Genomic DNA, 15,662 nt, shown 5'->3' on the forward strand with positions numbered 1-15,662 from the left:
TTTCGATCATTAAACGTTTCTCAAAAATTCCATTTTACCCAATCAGCAAATAATTCTGGCCAACGGACAACCGACGCTTCGATCCCGTGTTGATCGCTGTTGGCGGTTTCTGGCGTTCCTAAACTTAACCCGTGACCGCCCCGAGGGAAAATGTGTAGCTCATAAGGTATATTAAATTTGCGCAGCTGTTCGGCAAAAAGGAGGCTGTTTTCCGCCAAGACTAATCCATCTTCTAACGTATGCCAAAGAAACGTTGGTGGTGTCTGTTCATTGACTAAAGTCTCTAAAGACAAGGCGGCTTTTTCTGTTTCGTAGCGATCTGCTAATAATGAACGGAAGGAATCTTGATGCCCAAGTTCTCCACTAGATAATACCGGGTAGCTCAACAGTAACCCGTTAGGCCGCCATTCTTCATTGGCTCCTTGTAAAGCCTCTGCTAGAAAAGGTTGCTGCCAAGACACACCCAAGTTAGCAGCTAAATGGCCACCAGCTGAAAAACCAGCAACGATGATTTTTTCAGGATCGACGTGCCAGGTGTCATGATTGGTGCGGACAAGACGAACGGCAGCAGCCAATTCCTTTAAGGCTAACGGATAGACAGCCGGTTTGATACTATAATGCAACACAAAGGCTTGGAAACCAAAGCTCATCATTTTGATGGCGATAGGTTCCGCTTCTCGATCCGACAACATTTCATAGCCGCCGCCAGGACAGATGATGACCGCTGGTCGGACACGATCTGGTTCCATTTCAGGAGAATTTTCGATGACATAGGTAGTTAAACTTGCTTGGCTTTCTGGTAAAAGTGCAGATCTTTTTTCATGTATCACGGGTTGCGCCTCATTTCATTGTAATTTTATAGACAATTGGTTGGTCGGTTTCAATTGGTTCAAAAGTTAGTTGCAAGCCTTCATCGGTCACTTGCCAATCAACAGGCTGTTCTTCGTATCCTAGAATCGTGACGGTTTTGATGATGCCGTGAAATTCTGGCAAATTTTGGTCTTTGGATTGTGCCAGTGCTTGGATCCTTGCGTGTCCATTCTCAGGACTTGCCATGCCAATCGCATACAACGAATCCCCCTGAACCGTAAAGCGGAAATCCTGGCTCGTGTATGTCGTCGCCTGTGCTTCTTGAAATTGGCCCGAAACTACGGTCGTGGGCCCTTCCCCTGCTTTGCGCCATGGTTTCGCTTCATAAATGGCTTCACCATTTACATCCAGCCACGCACCGATTTCTTTTAAGATCGCTTGATCTTTTTCTGGGATCGAACCATCCCCTTTCGGCCCGATATTCAAAAGGAGATTGCCGTTTTTACTGACGACTTCGATCAAATCCTGTAAAATCTCACGTGTTGTTTTATAATCCAATGTCGTGGTATAGCACCATGAATTACGAGCGATTGCTGTGTCTGTTTGCCAGTAAAAAGGTTGTGGTTCGGCAAATTTCCCCCGTTCAATCTCCACGATACCGCTACCAAACATCATGGCATCGTGCTTGTAGCAAATACCAACTTGTTTGCCCCATTCAGCCCCACGATTGTAATAGTAAGCAGCGAAAAGTTGCAAATGCTCCTTGAAGGCTTCATGTTGGATCCACCAATCAAAATACAGCAGCTCTGGTTGATAGTTGTCGACGAGTTCACAGGTTCTAAGCAGCCAATCATCTAAAAATTCTTTTGACGGGTATGGCTCGCTAAAGAGACTTTCATGGTCTGGCTCTGGCATCGCTGGCCAGTAAAAGTCGCCTTTTGCCAACGGCTCCTTGATATCACTGTCAAAATCCTTACCGTGTCCCATAAAAAACCAATGTTCGGCACGATGAGATGAGGTACAAAAATGCAGGCCTTGCTCCTCTGCTGCTTCTTTTAGTTCCCCAAGAATATCTTTTTTCGGCCCCATAACTGACGCATTCCATTCAGACAGTTCGCTTTTATACATCTGAAACCCGTCGTGATGTTCTGCAACGGGAAAAAGATAGTTGGCACCGGCTTGTTTAATCAAGCGAATCCATTCATTTGCATCAAATTTATCTGCGGTAAACATCGGAATAAAGTCTTTGTAGCCAAAGTTTTTTTGTGGACCATAGGTTTCAATATGGTGATCGTATTCTGGATGGCCTTTGATGTACATATTTCTTGAATACCATTCATTGTGAAAGGCTGGAACACTGTACAGTCCCCAATGAATGAAGACCCCAAATTTTGCTTTGCGGAACCATTCCGGTAGAACAAAAGCGCCCAATGACTGCCAATTTGGAAAAAAGGGGCCTTGATGTGCGACTTGCTGGATCGTTTCTACTGTGATCATTGTTTTTCCTCCAAAATACCGACTGTTTCCAGCCATGTTTTTGCAATCAACACATGTCCTGCAGTCGAGGGGTGCACGCGATCACTGCTTAAGACATAGGATGATTGATAAAGCAAAAAATCATCAAACTTTTCCTGCGTATCCCCTAAAAGGATACCATACTCTTGCGCTACTTTGGCAAGCACTTGTTGGTAATTGGCAAGCATTTTTCTTAATGGATCTTCTTTGTTGGCTTCAACCATAAACGGGCTCAAAAGAATCATCCCTTTGACATTTGGCAAGGTCTGCTCGATCAAATCACGCAGCTCTGATTCAAATCTCTCGATCCCCACTAGTTCCGTTTGAGCAAAGGTTCCATCAAAATGCCGCCACACATCATTCACACCGATCATGATCGTTACCCAATCTGGATGAAATGCCAACACATCATCCTTCCAGCGCTTCTTCAAATCGACAACCGTATCCCCACTGACACCCCGGTTGACGATCATTAATTCCATTTGCGGGAGTAATGCTGTGGTATAGGCGTTGATCAGATGAACATAGCCGTCCCCCCATGAAGACCAACCTGCGGGTATCGCTTGATAATTTCGATTGCTATCTGTGATCGAATCCCCCATAAAAAGCAAACGATCTTTTTTATCCACTATCATTGTTTTCCTCCTTAAAGAAAGAAGACTGATCCGCTGGTGCTGGATCAATCTTCTTAAGTGATTGCTTATCCAAAGGCTGTATACTCACTTTTGCCAAGGAACCGTTGGCAAATCACTCGAGCGATTCTTTGTTTGTTTTTGATTAGTCCCCAAATTCTTTCGCTACTTCTATCCGTTTTTCGTTTTGATCTTTTGCATTGTTCATGTCAAATTCCAAAACGGTTTGATAGCCAAGACCATCTGCTGTTTCTTGCATTTCTTTTAGCAATTGATCAAATTCTGCTTCATCTTTGGCAAAAACCATTCGCCAAGAGTACTCGATGATCGTCGCTTTGGCTTGGTTACGCAACGTAGAGATCTCTGAACTATCTTCTGGCGCTACATAGCTGGCACCAGGGGCAACTAACAATTGGTCGTTCTCCTCTAAATAGCCAATGGTGGATTCTGCACCACCCATATTTTTTGACCAATCTTCTTTTACAGGATCGGTTGTTTCATTTTGGTAGCTTTCCCACATCGTATAAGCATAAGGGAAGCCTGTATCAGGATTGACATCGATCGGTAATACCGTATTGACGTTGAGTGCAGATACGCCATCTTTGTAACTTCCGCCACCGTATTCTTCTGGCACATCCCCATCACCATCTAGCAATGCTTGTTTTCCGAACTCAGTTAAGACAGGCTCGCCGTCTTTCATTTCCCAAGTCAACCCTTCTGGACCACTACTGCCGCTTGTTTGAGAAGAATTTGCTAACACACCTTCTGATGAGTAGAGCCAGTCAATGAAGGCTGCGATTCGTTCTGGGTCTTCGGCATTAGAACCGATCCCGATAAATTGTTTGCCCCCGTATACTTCCGCACCATAAGAGAAGATTTTTTGGTCTTGGATCGGTGCCAACATAAAGCCTTTTCCTTCAGTCAAGTTCGTGGTCGTATTAAAGGCCGCTTGACCTAACCAAGGCCACCATGAGAATAACACTTGTCCTTCTTGAAATTTTGCAAAAAGTGTATCGTAATTTTGCGTCGTTGATTCTGGGTCAACTAAGCCCATTTGATTGGCTTCGAAGTAAAACTTAAGTGCACGAATATATTCAGAGTCACTATCGAGAATGCTTTGATAATCAGATCCATCGGCTTTTGCCAAGACAAATCCTGATTCATCGTACCCATAGTAGGTGACAAGCTGTTTGCCTGCATTCATCATGTTGCCGTCCCAATCGCTGAATAGAGAAAACCCATAAACTTTTTTGCCAGAATCTGTTGTTGGATTGTCTTCTTGCATTTTTTGAATCACAGGAAGCAGGTCTTCCAATGTACCGATTTCTGGATATCCTTGCTCCCCATAAAGATCCCAACGCACGTAAGCACCAAATGTAGGGTCTAATCCTTCTGAAGGATCGGTGGCTTTTAAGGTAGAAACAGAAGTTGGAAAGCCATACAGCCCATCGGCATCTTTGTTTAGATTTTGAACAGCCGCATCGAAGCGCTGAACGTTTTCCATAGTTTCATAATACTCGCTCGCATCGGTCAACAAACCTGCTTCAACCAATTCGTTGTATTGTTGGCCATTATCAACAATGATCAAATCACCCAAATCGCCTGCTGCTGTTCTCGTTTGATAAAGGGTATCACCGTTTCCAGCAACGTTTGGTGCGATGATGTTCAATTCCATATTGAATTTATCCCGCACGATTTTGGCAAACCAACCTTCTTGCATCCCCATATAGTTGGCTAGCCCATTATAGACATCGATCGTGATCGTTTCATCGTAGCCACTTTCGCTGGAAGCAGCGTCTGTCTCAGATTCAGCCGCTCCTCCACAGCCGGCTAAACTACCTAGCAATGTCATGCCTAACAAACCTGTTGTTACATATTTGGACATTTTTTTCATTTTCTTCCCTCTTTCTTTTTATTAGCCTTTCACCGCACCCAACATAATTCCTTTAACAAAATACTTCTGGAATAGCGGATAAATGAACATGATTGGTAAAACAACAATGACTGAAACGGTCATGCGGATCGACGTCGGCGTCTGCGTTGTTGCTGCTGAAGCGATGCTAGAAAGTGATCCCGAGGTATTTTTGACCATTTGTGCCAACGAATTGGCTTGATTGATATACGTGTAAAGAAGGTATTGCAAGGAGTAGAGACTTTGATCCGTAATGTAAATCAATGTATCCTGGAAGGAATTCCATTGACCCACTGCCGAGAAAATCGCTACTGTTGCTAAAATCGGCGTACAGTTGGGTAAAATTACCCGAAAGAATACTTGAATGATGCCAGCTCCATCCATTTCAGCTGCTTCTTGCAATGATTTGGGGATCGACTCAATATAGGTTTTCACCAAGATGATATTAAAGGGCTGAACGACAGCAGGCAAAATATAGACCCAAAAGTTATTCGTTAAACCTAATGTCTTCATCGTGATGAATAATGGAATCAACCCTGCATTGAAATACATTGTAATCACGACAAAGCGATACCAAAATTTTCGTTTCCACATTTTTTCTTGGGTAAACATGAAGCCTAAGAAGGCTGAAGCTAAGACAGTCGCGGCGGTACCAATCACCGTTCTAGCCACCGAAACCGTTGCGGCTAGAGGCAATCCTTTTAGCTGTAACACTTGACTATAGTTTTCAAAATGGATCTCTTGTGGAAAAAAGCGAATTTGGCCTAACGCACTCAACTCATTATTACTGATTGAATTAATGATCAAGTAATAAAAGGGATACGCGCAAATTAACGTAATCAGAAAGAAAAAGGTATAGTTGAGGATACTAAACGTCAGGTTTTCACGTTTGCGTACTTTTTTCGCCTTTTTCTTTTCACTAATCGATAGTTCCATTGATATCCTCCTCTTCTAAATAATGGATGTCCCCCGAATTTTTTTCGAAGCAATATTGACGATGGCTAACAAGGCAACAGAAATGACACTTTTTAGCATACTGATCGCGGTCGCTAGCGATAGACTATTTCCGCCCATCCCTAAATTGTAGACATACAAATCGAGGACTTGGATCGTATTTCGATTGAATGCATTTTGGAAGACAAAGTACTGATCCATTCCGTTATTCAGCAAGTTGGCGATAGACAGCATCAACATCACAAGGAACGTCGGCATCAAAGCAGGTAGTGTGATATGACGCATCAGGTGGAAACGATTCGCCCCATCGATTCGTGCCGATTCATACAATTCGGGGTCAATTCCTGAAATGCCTGCAAGATACATGATTGCACCCCAGCCCAAGCCTTTCCAAATATTCCAAAGACACATCATCAGCCACGTATGATTGCCGCTATCCAAAAATTTGACTGGATCGGTAACGAAGCCCCATTCTTGCAGCAGCGTGTTTACCAGCCCTGTTGAAGAAAACAAGCTAAAGGCGATCGTATACACCAAAACCCAACTGATAAAATTCGGCAGCGTGGTCAGCGTTTGGACCAAATTTTTAAACCATTTGCACTTGATTTCGTTCAGTAAAATGGCGAAGCCTACTGGTAGGATCGAAGTGGCGATCCCTAAAAAACTCATGGCAAAGGTGTTTTTCATTACTTGTACGATCTGATCCACTTGTGTTGGACTAGAGACAAGAAGTCGAAACCATTTGAAGCCTACGAACTCGCTGCGCGCTAAACCTAATGCTGGTTTGTAATCATAAAGTGAATAAATCCATCCGTGCAAAGGAAAATAAGAGAACAAAAACACGAGAATCAGAAAGGGAACGATACATAAAAACAAAATCTTCCCTTCTCGTGTCACCCGCTTATTTTTTCTTGGGACACTGCTTAGTTTACTTTCCATTTTCCTCCCCCTTTTTTTGTAACCGCTTTTACATTTTTAATACTAGCACCTGAATGCTTATTTGCCACCTGTGAAAAATAGAGGTCAATCCGTACATTTTAGACTTCATTTTTCTTTTATTTATAAAGAACGTTGATCTATCAATGTTTTCGCTAGAAACCGCTCGAATGGTAAGGCTTTCAAAATTTGTTTTTTGCGAGTACTATAGGAATATATCAATTTTGGAGGGATAAAAATGAAGTACAATCCTGATGGTCAACTGTACAAAATAACCACCGTTTTTTCACAATTTACATTGTTAAATTTACTATATATCATTAGCTGTTTGCCAATTATTACGATTGGTGCTGCGACAGCTGCCCTTTATGAAGTGACGATTCGTTATGCGGATGAGGAGCGTGGTGAATTGATCGTAGGCTATGTGCGAGCGCTACGAGCAAACTTTATGAAAGCCACCGGTAGTTTTCTCCTTCTTGGGCTCCCCATGGTAGCACTACTGTATAGTAGCTTGTTTTGGTTTTCCTCAAAAACCATTCTTGCCAGTATTTTTGCTTTCGTTCTAATTGTTACAGCTATTTATCTGTTTATTGTGTTAGTCTATTGCCTTGCCTTAATTGGACGTTATGAAAACAGTTTTAGGCAAACACTAAAAAATGCGTTTCTGTTACCGATCGCGGACCCTGTCCGTTCGTTAGCTCTCGCACTTATTCCTATCGCTGCGTTTTGTTTTGTTGTTTTATTTCCGTTGTTTAAATTTCTCTTGTTGATTTTCGGCTTTTCTTTTGTTATTTATTGTAGTTCGTTCCTGTTGCTTTCTATCTTTCGTAATCAACAAGCATGAAAAGAATCAGTCATCTCTCACTTTTTCGTCGTCTGAGTCAGTTTTCCATTCGGCGACAATTGTTCATTCTTTATCTACCTGTTGTTTTTTTATCCACAGTGACTATAGGTCTCTTATTGGTCTACGATTCAACCAAACAGCTGACAGGCAATTACCAACACTTGGCAGAGTTGAATGCTCAGCGTGTCAAATCTGTTCTTTTTGATACAACAAACACGCTGACCAACACGGCGAGTTCCTTATCAAACGATACCCATCTACGTCAACTTTTAACTGCCAATTACCTTGACGATCAAGAAGCGATTGTGGACATCAATAGCTATGATCAGCTAGATGAGATCAGAAATCTTCAAACCTCGATTGCGAAATTAACTATCTATACGACGAATCAAACCATTCCGAACTATAAATATTTTCAACAGGCAGATGACACGATTCAAGCGACCGCCTGGTACCAACGAGCGCTCAAGCAACCCGATGCTTTTTTGATGACGATGCCAGAGGATTACAAAGCAAATCGTTTGAGTCTTTATAAAACGTTACCTTTGCCTTTATCAAAAGAAACAGCCGTTTTGGAGATCCAAGTCGATTACAATTATCTCAGCAACCGACTTCGTAATTCATCCTATGAATTGGAATTACAGTTAAATGATGATGTCATCTTTTATAGCGACAAAATCAATCAAGTTGGGGAACCGGGACAGCTGACAGCTCTTTCTGAGCCGCAATCGAGTGCTGCCTTTTTAAAAAATGATGGTACCAAGGTGATGCTCACCAAAAGCACCTTACCCATGAGTAACAAAGAAGACATCATCACGATTTATAGTGCGGATACCAATGCCTACAGCAATCTACGCACCAATCTGATCCGGTGGAGCACGATCGTTTTGGTGATTTTGATCACTACTTTCATCATCGTCTTTCTCTTTGCTCGATTCTTTACTAAACGAATCTCTCAACTGCAGCAGGCGGTCTACTTTGCCTCGATCGAGGATTATGATTTCTTTCAAAATATCAGCGGCGAAGACGAGATTTCACAGATCTCTCTTGATTTCCACAAGATCATTCAACGAATCAAGAAAAAAGAAGAAGAGATCTACCGTTCACGTTTGGCACAGCAAGAGCTGTTGACTCAGCAGCAGCAAATGGAATTTAATATCTTAGCGGGGCAGATCAACCCCCACTTCTTGTTCAATACATTAGAAACGATTCGTATGATGGCGCTGACTTCTGGCAATTCTGACGTCGTTTATGCCATCAAGTTACTGGCAAAATCGATGCGCTATACGCTAGAAGCCCACGGAACCAAGCGAACGAGTTTAGAAGAGTCCTTAGATGCGGTTCACGTGTATGTCAAGATCCAGCGGATGCGCTTTGGCGATCGAGTCAACTTTTCCTATTCAGTCTCCAATGAGATCGACCAAAAAGAAGTCCAAATATTGCCCCTCCTGATTCAACCATTGGTGGAAAATGCCATCTCCCATGGTTTGGAAGGCATCACCTATCCAGGGTTTGTCCGTTTGACGATCACCAAAGACGGCCATGATCTGGTGATCGTGGTACAAGACAACGGCAGCGGGATACCGCCAGAAAAACTCGAACACTTGCAGCAAAAAATCAAGACGCCCTCCACCCATGCCAAAAAGAACATTGGGCTAGCCAACGTCAATCATCGGGTCAAAATGTTTTATGGACCTGAATACGGCTTGACGATCGAGAGTGTGTTGGGCAGCGGCACACAAGTCACCTTGCGGATCCACGATCTAAGCCAAGATTCATCTTCTCCTCACTAAAACAGCAAAGCCCCCCTTCGATTTCTGAAACAGGAATCGAAGGGGGGCTTTTGATTGATTAGAAATCCCGCACATGAACGGTTTGTTGGGATGAAGAGGCGCTGGCATAGCAGCCTACCATGATCCCAGTAAAGACACCACCAACTTCAGTAGTCAGATATTTTGTTTCTCCCCTACCTAAAGGCTGTGCTTGTCCTTGCTCATCAACAACAGAAAAACGATAAGTTTCTTTATCGGCGCTCAGCTGCAAGGTGACTGTATCTGCTGCATAAGTCAGTTTCTTTTCCACTTTCCATAGGGAACCGATTTGTCGGCGGAAAACTAGCTGCTGACTGGACGCCGTTTTTTCCAAGTAGCCCTCATAGTGATGGGTGGCATTTAAGAAAACCGTCAATCCCGCTTGTCCATCCGTTAGTTGCCGACAATCAAAGGTTGCTTGAAATTGTTGATCAAAGGCGGTTTGCCGTTGGAACACAGCCGCAAGTTTGCCTTGATCAGACAGACCCGTCTGATTAGGATGCAGCAAGAAGCCATGCGGCTCTTCTTCAATCAACGTCGGGTCCCATTCGAATAAAGTCACGTAATCAGGCTTGCTGCTCTTCTTTTGTGTTTCCTTTGGTGCCGCCGCTGTGTCTACCTGAATGCTTTCTGGTAAATGACCTTCTTCGCCAAACTCCGGCCATGGGTTTGACCAGTCTACTGGCAGCAGGCATGTTTCCCGCCCTAACAAATGCCTCAAAGGATAGCTGATGGGGCGTACTGCTAGACAGACTGCCCACCAGTTGCCTTTAGTATCTTGCACGAGATCCGCATGCCCTGCGGCTTGCAGCGGCAGATTCGTACTGCGATTGGTCATCACTGGATTGTTGGGGCATGCTTCATAGGGTCCCGTCAAGGAACGGCTGCGGGCCATGGTCAGCATATGCCCATAGGACGTTCCGCCTTCGGAGATCAACAGGTAGTAATAACCGTCTTTTTTATACAAGTGGGGGCCTTCTGGATCAGCCGCTCCGCTGCCCGTCCAAATGTTTTGCCGCGGGCCTAGATCTCCAGAAGCCAAATCGATCGTCCGCAGATAGATCTCCTTATGGGTGCCTAAGTAATAGGTCTGTCCATCGTCATCTGCGAAAATTGTTGGGTCGATCCCAGGGGTGTCCAGCCAAATCGGGTCAGACCATTCACCAGCGATGTCATCCGTCCAAATCAGAAAATTGCCTTCTCCTCCTTCGTTTGCGCCAACATTGGTGCAAACGAGGTAAAAGCGGTCCTTGATGAAACGCAAGGTTGGGGCATACAGACCAAAAGCATTGGGGTTTTTCGTCGGTAGCTGCAACTGCTCAGGTCGCGAAAGTCCATGGCCAATCAGCTGCCAGTCTGCCAAGTTTTTACTGTGATAGATTGGTAATCCAGGAAAATATTCAAAGGTACTCGTCACCAGATAAAAGTCTTCACCGACACGGCAAATACTGGGATCTGGATGAAATCCAGGTAAAATTGGATTCGTGATGGTTCGCATGGGCATCTAGAACTCCTTTATCGTGGTTTGGTCAGCCGTCAGCTCATGGCTCGTTTTTCCAGCAGTCGTGTGTATCTGCAAGAATGCTTGCTGGATGCCAGTCAGCTTGACGATCAGTTCTTGATCGACTCTTTCGACAGCCACCTCACCAATCCACTCACCATGGTGATCATAGATAGCGGCAGCGGTCTTGTCTTGCGGATCAAAAAGATGGATCGTTGGATGTTGGGCATAGTCATAGACTGCTTTGGTTTGTTCATGGCCTTCGATAATGACTTGATTTGGTCGGACTAACAGTGGCAAGTGGAAATAGTCATAGGTTTCTTGGTACCAGCGTCCGCCCTCGTATGCTTTGCCAGATAAATAGTCGATCCAATGCCCCTTCGTTTTCGGTACGTAAAAGGAGACTGTTCCTTGATCATTAAAAATGGGCGCCACTAAAAGGTGTTCCCCCAGCATGTATTGGCGATCCAAATGATGGGTCATCTCGTCTTCAGGAAACTCTAAGACCATTGCCCGCATCATCGGAATCCCCGTTTGAGCGGTTAGCACCGATTGGGCTTGCAAGTAAGGCATCAAGGACAGTTTTAACTTGGTAAAGGCTTTAGCTACCGCCACGGCTTCGTCGTCATAGACCCATGGCACTTTGTATTCCCAGCTGCCATGGTAACGGCTATGGGAAGACAGCAGACCAAATTGTGTCCAGCGCTTGTAGAGGTCTGGAGTTGAGCCAGCTTCAAACCCTGAGATATCGTGGCTCCAATACCCAAAGCCGCCTAACCCAAAGGACAGACCTGCCCGCAGCGACTCTGCCATCGATGGATAATCTGAGGTACTGTCGCCGCCCCAGTGTACAGGCAAGCGTTGTGAACCAACCGAAGCTGCCCGCGCAAAAACGATGGCTTCTTCTGCTCCCTTGACTTCTTTCAGCAAGTCAAAGACGACCTTATTGTATAGATAGGCGTAATAATTGTGCATTTTTTCTGGATCAGAGCCATCATAGTACACCGCATCGGTGGGAATCCGTTCACCAAAATCCGTTTTGAAGCAATCCACCCCCATGTCTAATAAGGCACGCAGCTTGCTGTTGTACCAAGCGATCGCTTCAGGGTTGGTGAAGTCGACGACCGCCAAACCGGCTTGCCATTTGTCCCATTGCCAGACATCTCCATTGGCGCGTTTCAAAAAGTAGCCATTGGCCATCCCTTCATCAAACAAGGGTGATTTTTGCCCAATGTAAGGATTGATCCAGACACAGATTTTCAATCCTTTGGCTTTCAAGCGCTGCAGCATTTTTTCAGGTTCTGGGAAAGTTCGTTCATCCCATGTGAAGTTGCACCACTCGTATTCTTTCATCCATAAGCAGTCAAAATGAAAGACCTCAAGAGGGATATCACGTTCTGCCATACCGTCTACAAAAGACGTCACGGTTTGTTCATCATAATCCGTCAAGAACGAGGTACTTAGCCACAAACCAAAGGACCACGCAGGCGGCAACGACGGTTTCCCCGTCAAATCAGTGTAGCGCTGAATCACTTGTTTTAACTCATCGCCGGCAATCACAAAGTACTGCAGCGATTGTCCTGGATTGCTGAATTGAACACGCGAAACTTTTTCACTCCCCACTTCGAATTGCACCCGATCTGGTGAATTGACAAAGACGCCATACCCTTTATTACTTACATAAAAAGGAATATTTTTATAAGCTTGCTCTGTACCAGTGCCCCCGTCGGCATTCCAGATATCAACACTCTGGCCGTTCTTCACGAAATTTGTAAAGCGTTCCCCTAAACCATAGATCGTTTCTCCCACATCCAGGGTCAACTGTTCGCTGATATGGGTATTTGCTTGCGGATCGATCACTAAGGCTTTGCTGCGAGGCTTGCTTTGGGTAATCAGCTGTTCTTTGTAATAAAACGAAGCTGTCACATTTTCCTCTTTGGTGATTACGACTTGCAAGTCTCCCGAGCGAAAAACATATGATTGCTCGTCTTCTGAAATATCAGGAGTGATCGCTTCTGTCATCAATTCAAAATCGGGGGCTTTGGCTTGGACCCCTTTATAGTTATAGAGGGTGATCCCAATGATATTGCTTCTAGGGGTAGTGACTTCCATCGTTAACAATCCGCCATCCAGCGTTGCCCCTTTATGTCCGACATAGCTATAAGGCAGATATAAAACCAATTTGTTTTCTTCTTTACGGGCATCGTAGACATGCACCGCAAATTTCACATCAAATCCTTCACGAAATAACCAACCGCCATCTGAAAATTTCATTTTTTTCCTCCTTGTTGGATCAATGTCAACGCCCCTAACAGACCAGAATCATTATAGTAACGACAAGTCTCGATCGGCACTTGGAAATCTGGCCAATGGGGGTTCTCATTGATTGCTTGTTTGATTATAGCTAATAGATCAGGGTGTTGGCTGATGCCGCCGCCGATCAGTATTTTTTCGGGATTCATCGTGACAGCTAGGTTGTAAATCGCAAGTGCGACATAACGTGCCCACTGTTTCAGGATCTCCTGCGTTTCAGGATCACTCGACCGCTGTTGCATGATGGTTTCGCCTAAAATCTCCTCTGATTCAGGAATCGCTTTTGCCCGCCGATAGGCAGCAATCAGTCCTCTCGTTGAAGCTAGATCATGGAGGGTCGCAAAAGAAGATGCTTGAAAATCAGTGATCATCATTCCGAATTCTCCTGCCCGAAACCCATGTCCGTGAATCAACTGGCGCTGATGAACGAGCGCGCCACCAATACCGGTGCCTAATGTGATCATGACAAAATCTTGTACGTCAGCAGCATTGCCGGTAGAAAGTTCTGCTAAAGCAGCACATTTCGCATCATTTTCGATCCAGATCGGATAGGACTTGTTTAAACGCTGCTGCAGCTCTTGTACAACAGCACAGCCGTGTAAAGGAGCCAACGCCCCCGCCATGATCGCTCGGCCATTGACTGAATCAATGAAACCAGGAAAACTCAGCCCGATCCCTTCGATGACATGCACTTGCTCGACTTCTTTTATTTTGGCAGCTAAGGCAGCAAAAAATTCATCCCGCGTATTACTCGGGGTTTTGATTTTGCCTCGGTCCAGCCATTGATTCTTCTCCGTAAAAACCCCGAATTTGATATAGGTCCCCCCTACATCAAAGCACAGGCGTACATCTGTCATTTCTCCTCCTCCGTTCGAAAAGCGCTTACAGTTTCATTTAAATTATATAAAAGAAAAAAAAGAAAGCCTACTTCTTAGAATAGACTTTCTTACTATAAAAATTAGCTTTTTTCTGTCTCCGATAGGCAATAGGATACTTCTTTTTTATTTAAGCATTGCTCCATTTGAAGCAATGACTTCCTTATACCAATCAAAAGAATCTTTCTTGATTCGATCAAGCGAACCATTCCCTTCATTGTCACGGTCTACATAGATGAACCCATATCTTTTTCGCATTTCACCTGTAGTAAATGAGATGAGATCAATACAGCCCCATGCTGTATACCCAATCACATCAATGCCGTCTTCCTCGATGGCAAGCATCATTTGTTTGATGTGTTCAGCTAAATAGTCAATCCGTTCGGGATCATGAATGCCGGTTTCTGTCATTTGGTCATTAAAACCAAAGCCATTTTCCACAATAAAAATCGGCAGTTCATAACGGTCCTGCAAGAGATTCAGCATATAGCGCAATCCCATGTGGTCAATCGTCCAGCCCCATTCCGTCATCGTTGCATAAGGATTCGTTGTTAGCACACTGCTGCCCAACAAAGGATCATGTAGATAGTTTGCATCTGAGCGGGTAGATACTGTATTGCTTAAATAATAAGTAATACCGATATAATCAACGGTGCCGTTTGCCAAATCATCAAGATCGGCTTCTGTCACATCGATCGTGTACCCTTTTTTCTGCCATTCATTGAGAATTCTTTTTGGGTAGTGTCCACGGACATGTACATCTGTGAAATAGAGTTGATTATTATCTTCTTGTTGTGCTAACAATTGATCACGAGGATCAGAAGTCAGCGGGTAATTAGGTGTGGCAGCTAAACAGCAGCCAATTTGAAACTCAGGATTGATTTTTTTCGCAGCTGTGACGACCCGAGCTGAAGCAACAAACTGATAGTGAGCGGCTTGGTACATGCCTGCTAGTTTCTCCTCATCCTCGTCAAAGATCACACCAGAATTGGTAAAACTGTAAATTGGATTATCGATGATCCGCTGATTGTTGATCTCGTTAAATGTTAGCCAATACCGCACTTTTTCTTTGTAGCGTTCCATTACAGTTTGCGCAAAACGTTCAAAAAATCCGATCATCTTTCTGTTGCGCCAAGCCCCATAGGTTTCAACTAAATGATAGGGCATCTCGAAATGAGACAACGTCACAACAGGTTCTATTCCATATTTTTGCATCTCGTCAAAGACCTGATCGTAAAAATACAGCCCTTCTTCGTTCGGTAGTTGTTCATCTCCTAAAGGAAAAATTCGTGTCCATGCGATACTGATTCGCAAAGCTTTGAAACCCATTTCCGCAAAAAGTTTGATATCTTCCGGGTAACGATGGTAAAAATCAATGCCTTCATGATTCGGGTAATATTCCTCAGGCAAGATTGTGTTGGTAATTTTCCGAGGCCGGTCTTTCGTTCCTGCTGTCATCACATCGGCAATACTGATCCCTTTCCCGCCTTCTTGCCAAGCACCTTCCACTTGATGAGCGGAGATCGCACCGCCCCATAAAAAGTTTTCTTTCATTTTCA

General features: G+C 44.2%; 12 protein-coding genes. 2 read left to right on the forward strand and 10 right to left on the reverse strand.

What is annotated here, in order from left to right; genetic code table 11:
* Positions 1-20: 20 nt before the first annotated feature.
* From IGK14_RS13275 to IGK14_RS13300, 6 genes are all read right to left on the reverse strand, one after another.
* Positions 21-830, reverse strand: a complete 810-nt coding sequence (locus tag IGK14_RS13275; protein ID WP_010749929.1) for an alpha/beta hydrolase — start codon at positions 828-830, stop codon at positions 21-23.
* Positions 831-840: 10 nt separating this feature from the next.
* Positions 841-2,307, reverse strand: coding sequence for an alpha-L-fucosidase (locus IGK14_RS13280; RefSeq protein ID WP_005228463.1), 1,467 nt, complete (start codon positions 2,305-2,307; stop codon positions 841-843).
* On the reverse strand, positions 2,304-2,960 hold the full coding sequence (locus IGK14_RS13285; protein WP_010749930.1) for an SGNH/GDSL hydrolase family protein: 657 nt from the start codon (positions 2,958-2,960) through the stop codon (positions 2,304-2,306). Before IGK14_RS13285 ends, IGK14_RS13280 begins: the two co-directional genes overlap by 4 nt.
* A 142-nt stretch (positions 2,961-3,102) precedes the next feature.
* The gene (locus IGK14_RS13290; protein ID WP_010749931.1) at positions 3,103-4,851 is read right to left on the reverse strand and encodes a hypothetical protein; all 1,749 of its coding nucleotides are present in this window, start codon (positions 4,849-4,851) and stop codon (positions 3,103-3,105) included.
* 21 nt (positions 4,852-4,872) lie between these two features.
* Positions 4,873-5,805: a carbohydrate ABC transporter permease gene (locus IGK14_RS13295; RefSeq protein ID WP_005228460.1), complete on the reverse strand. Its 933-nt coding sequence runs from the start codon at positions 5,803-5,805 to the stop codon at positions 4,873-4,875.
* A gap of 15 nt (positions 5,806-5,820) precedes the next feature.
* Positions 5,821-6,762 carry an ABC transporter permease gene (locus tag IGK14_RS13300; RefSeq protein ID WP_005228459.1) on the reverse strand — a complete coding sequence of 314 codons (942 nt, stop codon included), beginning with the start codon at positions 6,760-6,762 and terminating at the stop codon, positions 5,821-5,823.
* 235 nt (positions 6,763-6,997) lie between these two features.
* On the opposite strand from IGK14_RS13300, the gene IGK14_RS13305 reads away from it, so the two are divergent.
* On the forward strand, positions 6,998-7,603 hold the full coding sequence (locus IGK14_RS13305) for a YesL family protein (protein ID WP_010749932.1): 606 nt from the start codon (positions 6,998-7,000) through the stop codon (positions 7,601-7,603).
* Entirely contained in the window at positions 7,600-9,396 is a 1,797-nt protein-coding gene (locus IGK14_RS13310; protein ID WP_010749933.1) for a sensor histidine kinase, read from the forward strand. Before IGK14_RS13305 ends, IGK14_RS13310 begins: the two co-directional genes overlap by 4 nt.
* Positions 9,397-9,454: 58 nt before the next feature.
* On the opposite strand, the gene IGK14_RS13315 is transcribed toward IGK14_RS13310, so the two are convergent.
* The 4 genes from IGK14_RS13315 to IGK14_RS13330 form a co-directional block, all read right to left on the reverse strand.
* Positions 9,455-10,918, reverse strand: coding sequence for a glycoside hydrolase family 43 protein (locus IGK14_RS13315; RefSeq protein ID WP_081116049.1), 1,464 nt, complete (start codon positions 10,916-10,918; stop codon positions 9,455-9,457).
* Positions 10,919-13,189: an alpha-xylosidase gene (gene yicI / locus IGK14_RS13320; protein ID WP_010749935.1), complete on the reverse strand. Its 2,271-nt coding sequence runs from the start codon at positions 13,187-13,189 to the stop codon at positions 10,919-10,921. It abuts the gene before it with no gap.
* The gene (locus IGK14_RS13325) at positions 13,186-14,085 is read right to left on the reverse strand and encodes an ROK family protein (protein WP_005228453.1); all 900 of its coding nucleotides are present in this window, start codon (positions 14,083-14,085) and stop codon (positions 13,186-13,188) included. The genes yicI and IGK14_RS13325 overlap by 4 nt, the downstream gene beginning before the upstream one ends.
* 144 nt (positions 14,086-14,229) lie before the next feature.
* Positions 14,230-15,657, reverse strand: coding sequence for a 6-phospho-beta-glucosidase (locus IGK14_RS13330; RefSeq protein WP_010749936.1), 1,428 nt, complete (start codon positions 15,655-15,657; stop codon positions 14,230-14,232).
* Positions 15,658-15,662: the final 5 nt, after the last annotated feature.

Origin of the sequence: Enterococcus sp. DIV0970a (assembly GCF_051711265.1) — a bacterium.
GTDB lineage: Bacteria > Bacillota > Bacilli > Lactobacillales > Enterococcaceae > Enterococcus_D > Enterococcus_D casseliflavus.

Bases quoted from the DNA above. Each gene is read 5' to 3' on its own strand.
- IGK14_RS13325 (WP_005228453.1), bottom strand. From the start codon at position 14,085: ATGACAGATGTACGCCTGTGCTTTGATGTAGGGGGGACCTATATCAAA.
- IGK14_RS13310 (WP_010749933.1), top strand. From the start codon at position 7,600: ATGAAAAGAATCAGTCATCTCTCACTTTTTCGTCGTCTGAGTCAGTTT.
- IGK14_RS13305 (WP_010749932.1), top strand. From the start codon at position 6,998: ATGAAGTACAATCCTGATGGTCAACTGTACAAAATAACCACCGTTTTT.
- IGK14_RS13290 (WP_010749931.1), bottom strand. From the start codon at position 4,851: ATGAAAAAAATGTCCAAATATGTAACAACAGGTTTGTTAGGCATGACA.
- yicI (WP_010749935.1), bottom strand. From the start codon at position 13,189: ATGAAATTTTCAGATGGCGGTTGGTTATTTCGTGAAGGATTTGATGTG.
- IGK14_RS13330 (WP_010749936.1), bottom strand. From the start codon at position 15,657: ATGAAAGAAAACTTTTTATGGGGCGGTGCGATCTCCGCTCATCAAGTG.
- IGK14_RS13280 (WP_005228463.1), bottom strand. From the start codon at position 2,307: ATGATCACAGTAGAAACGATCCAGCAAGTCGCACATCAAGGCCCCTTT.
- IGK14_RS13285 (WP_010749930.1), bottom strand. From the start codon at position 2,960: ATGATAGTGGATAAAAAAGATCGTTTGCTTTTTATGGGGGATTCGATC.
- IGK14_RS13315 (WP_081116049.1), bottom strand. From the start codon at position 10,918: ATGCCCATGCGAACCATCACGAATCCAATTTTACCTGGATTTCATCCA.
- IGK14_RS13295 (WP_005228460.1), bottom strand. From the start codon at position 5,805: ATGGAACTATCGATTAGTGAAAAGAAAAAGGCGAAAAAAGTACGCAAA.
- IGK14_RS13300 (WP_005228459.1), bottom strand. From the start codon at position 6,762: ATGGAAAGTAAACTAAGCAGTGTCCCAAGAAAAAATAAGCGGGTGACA.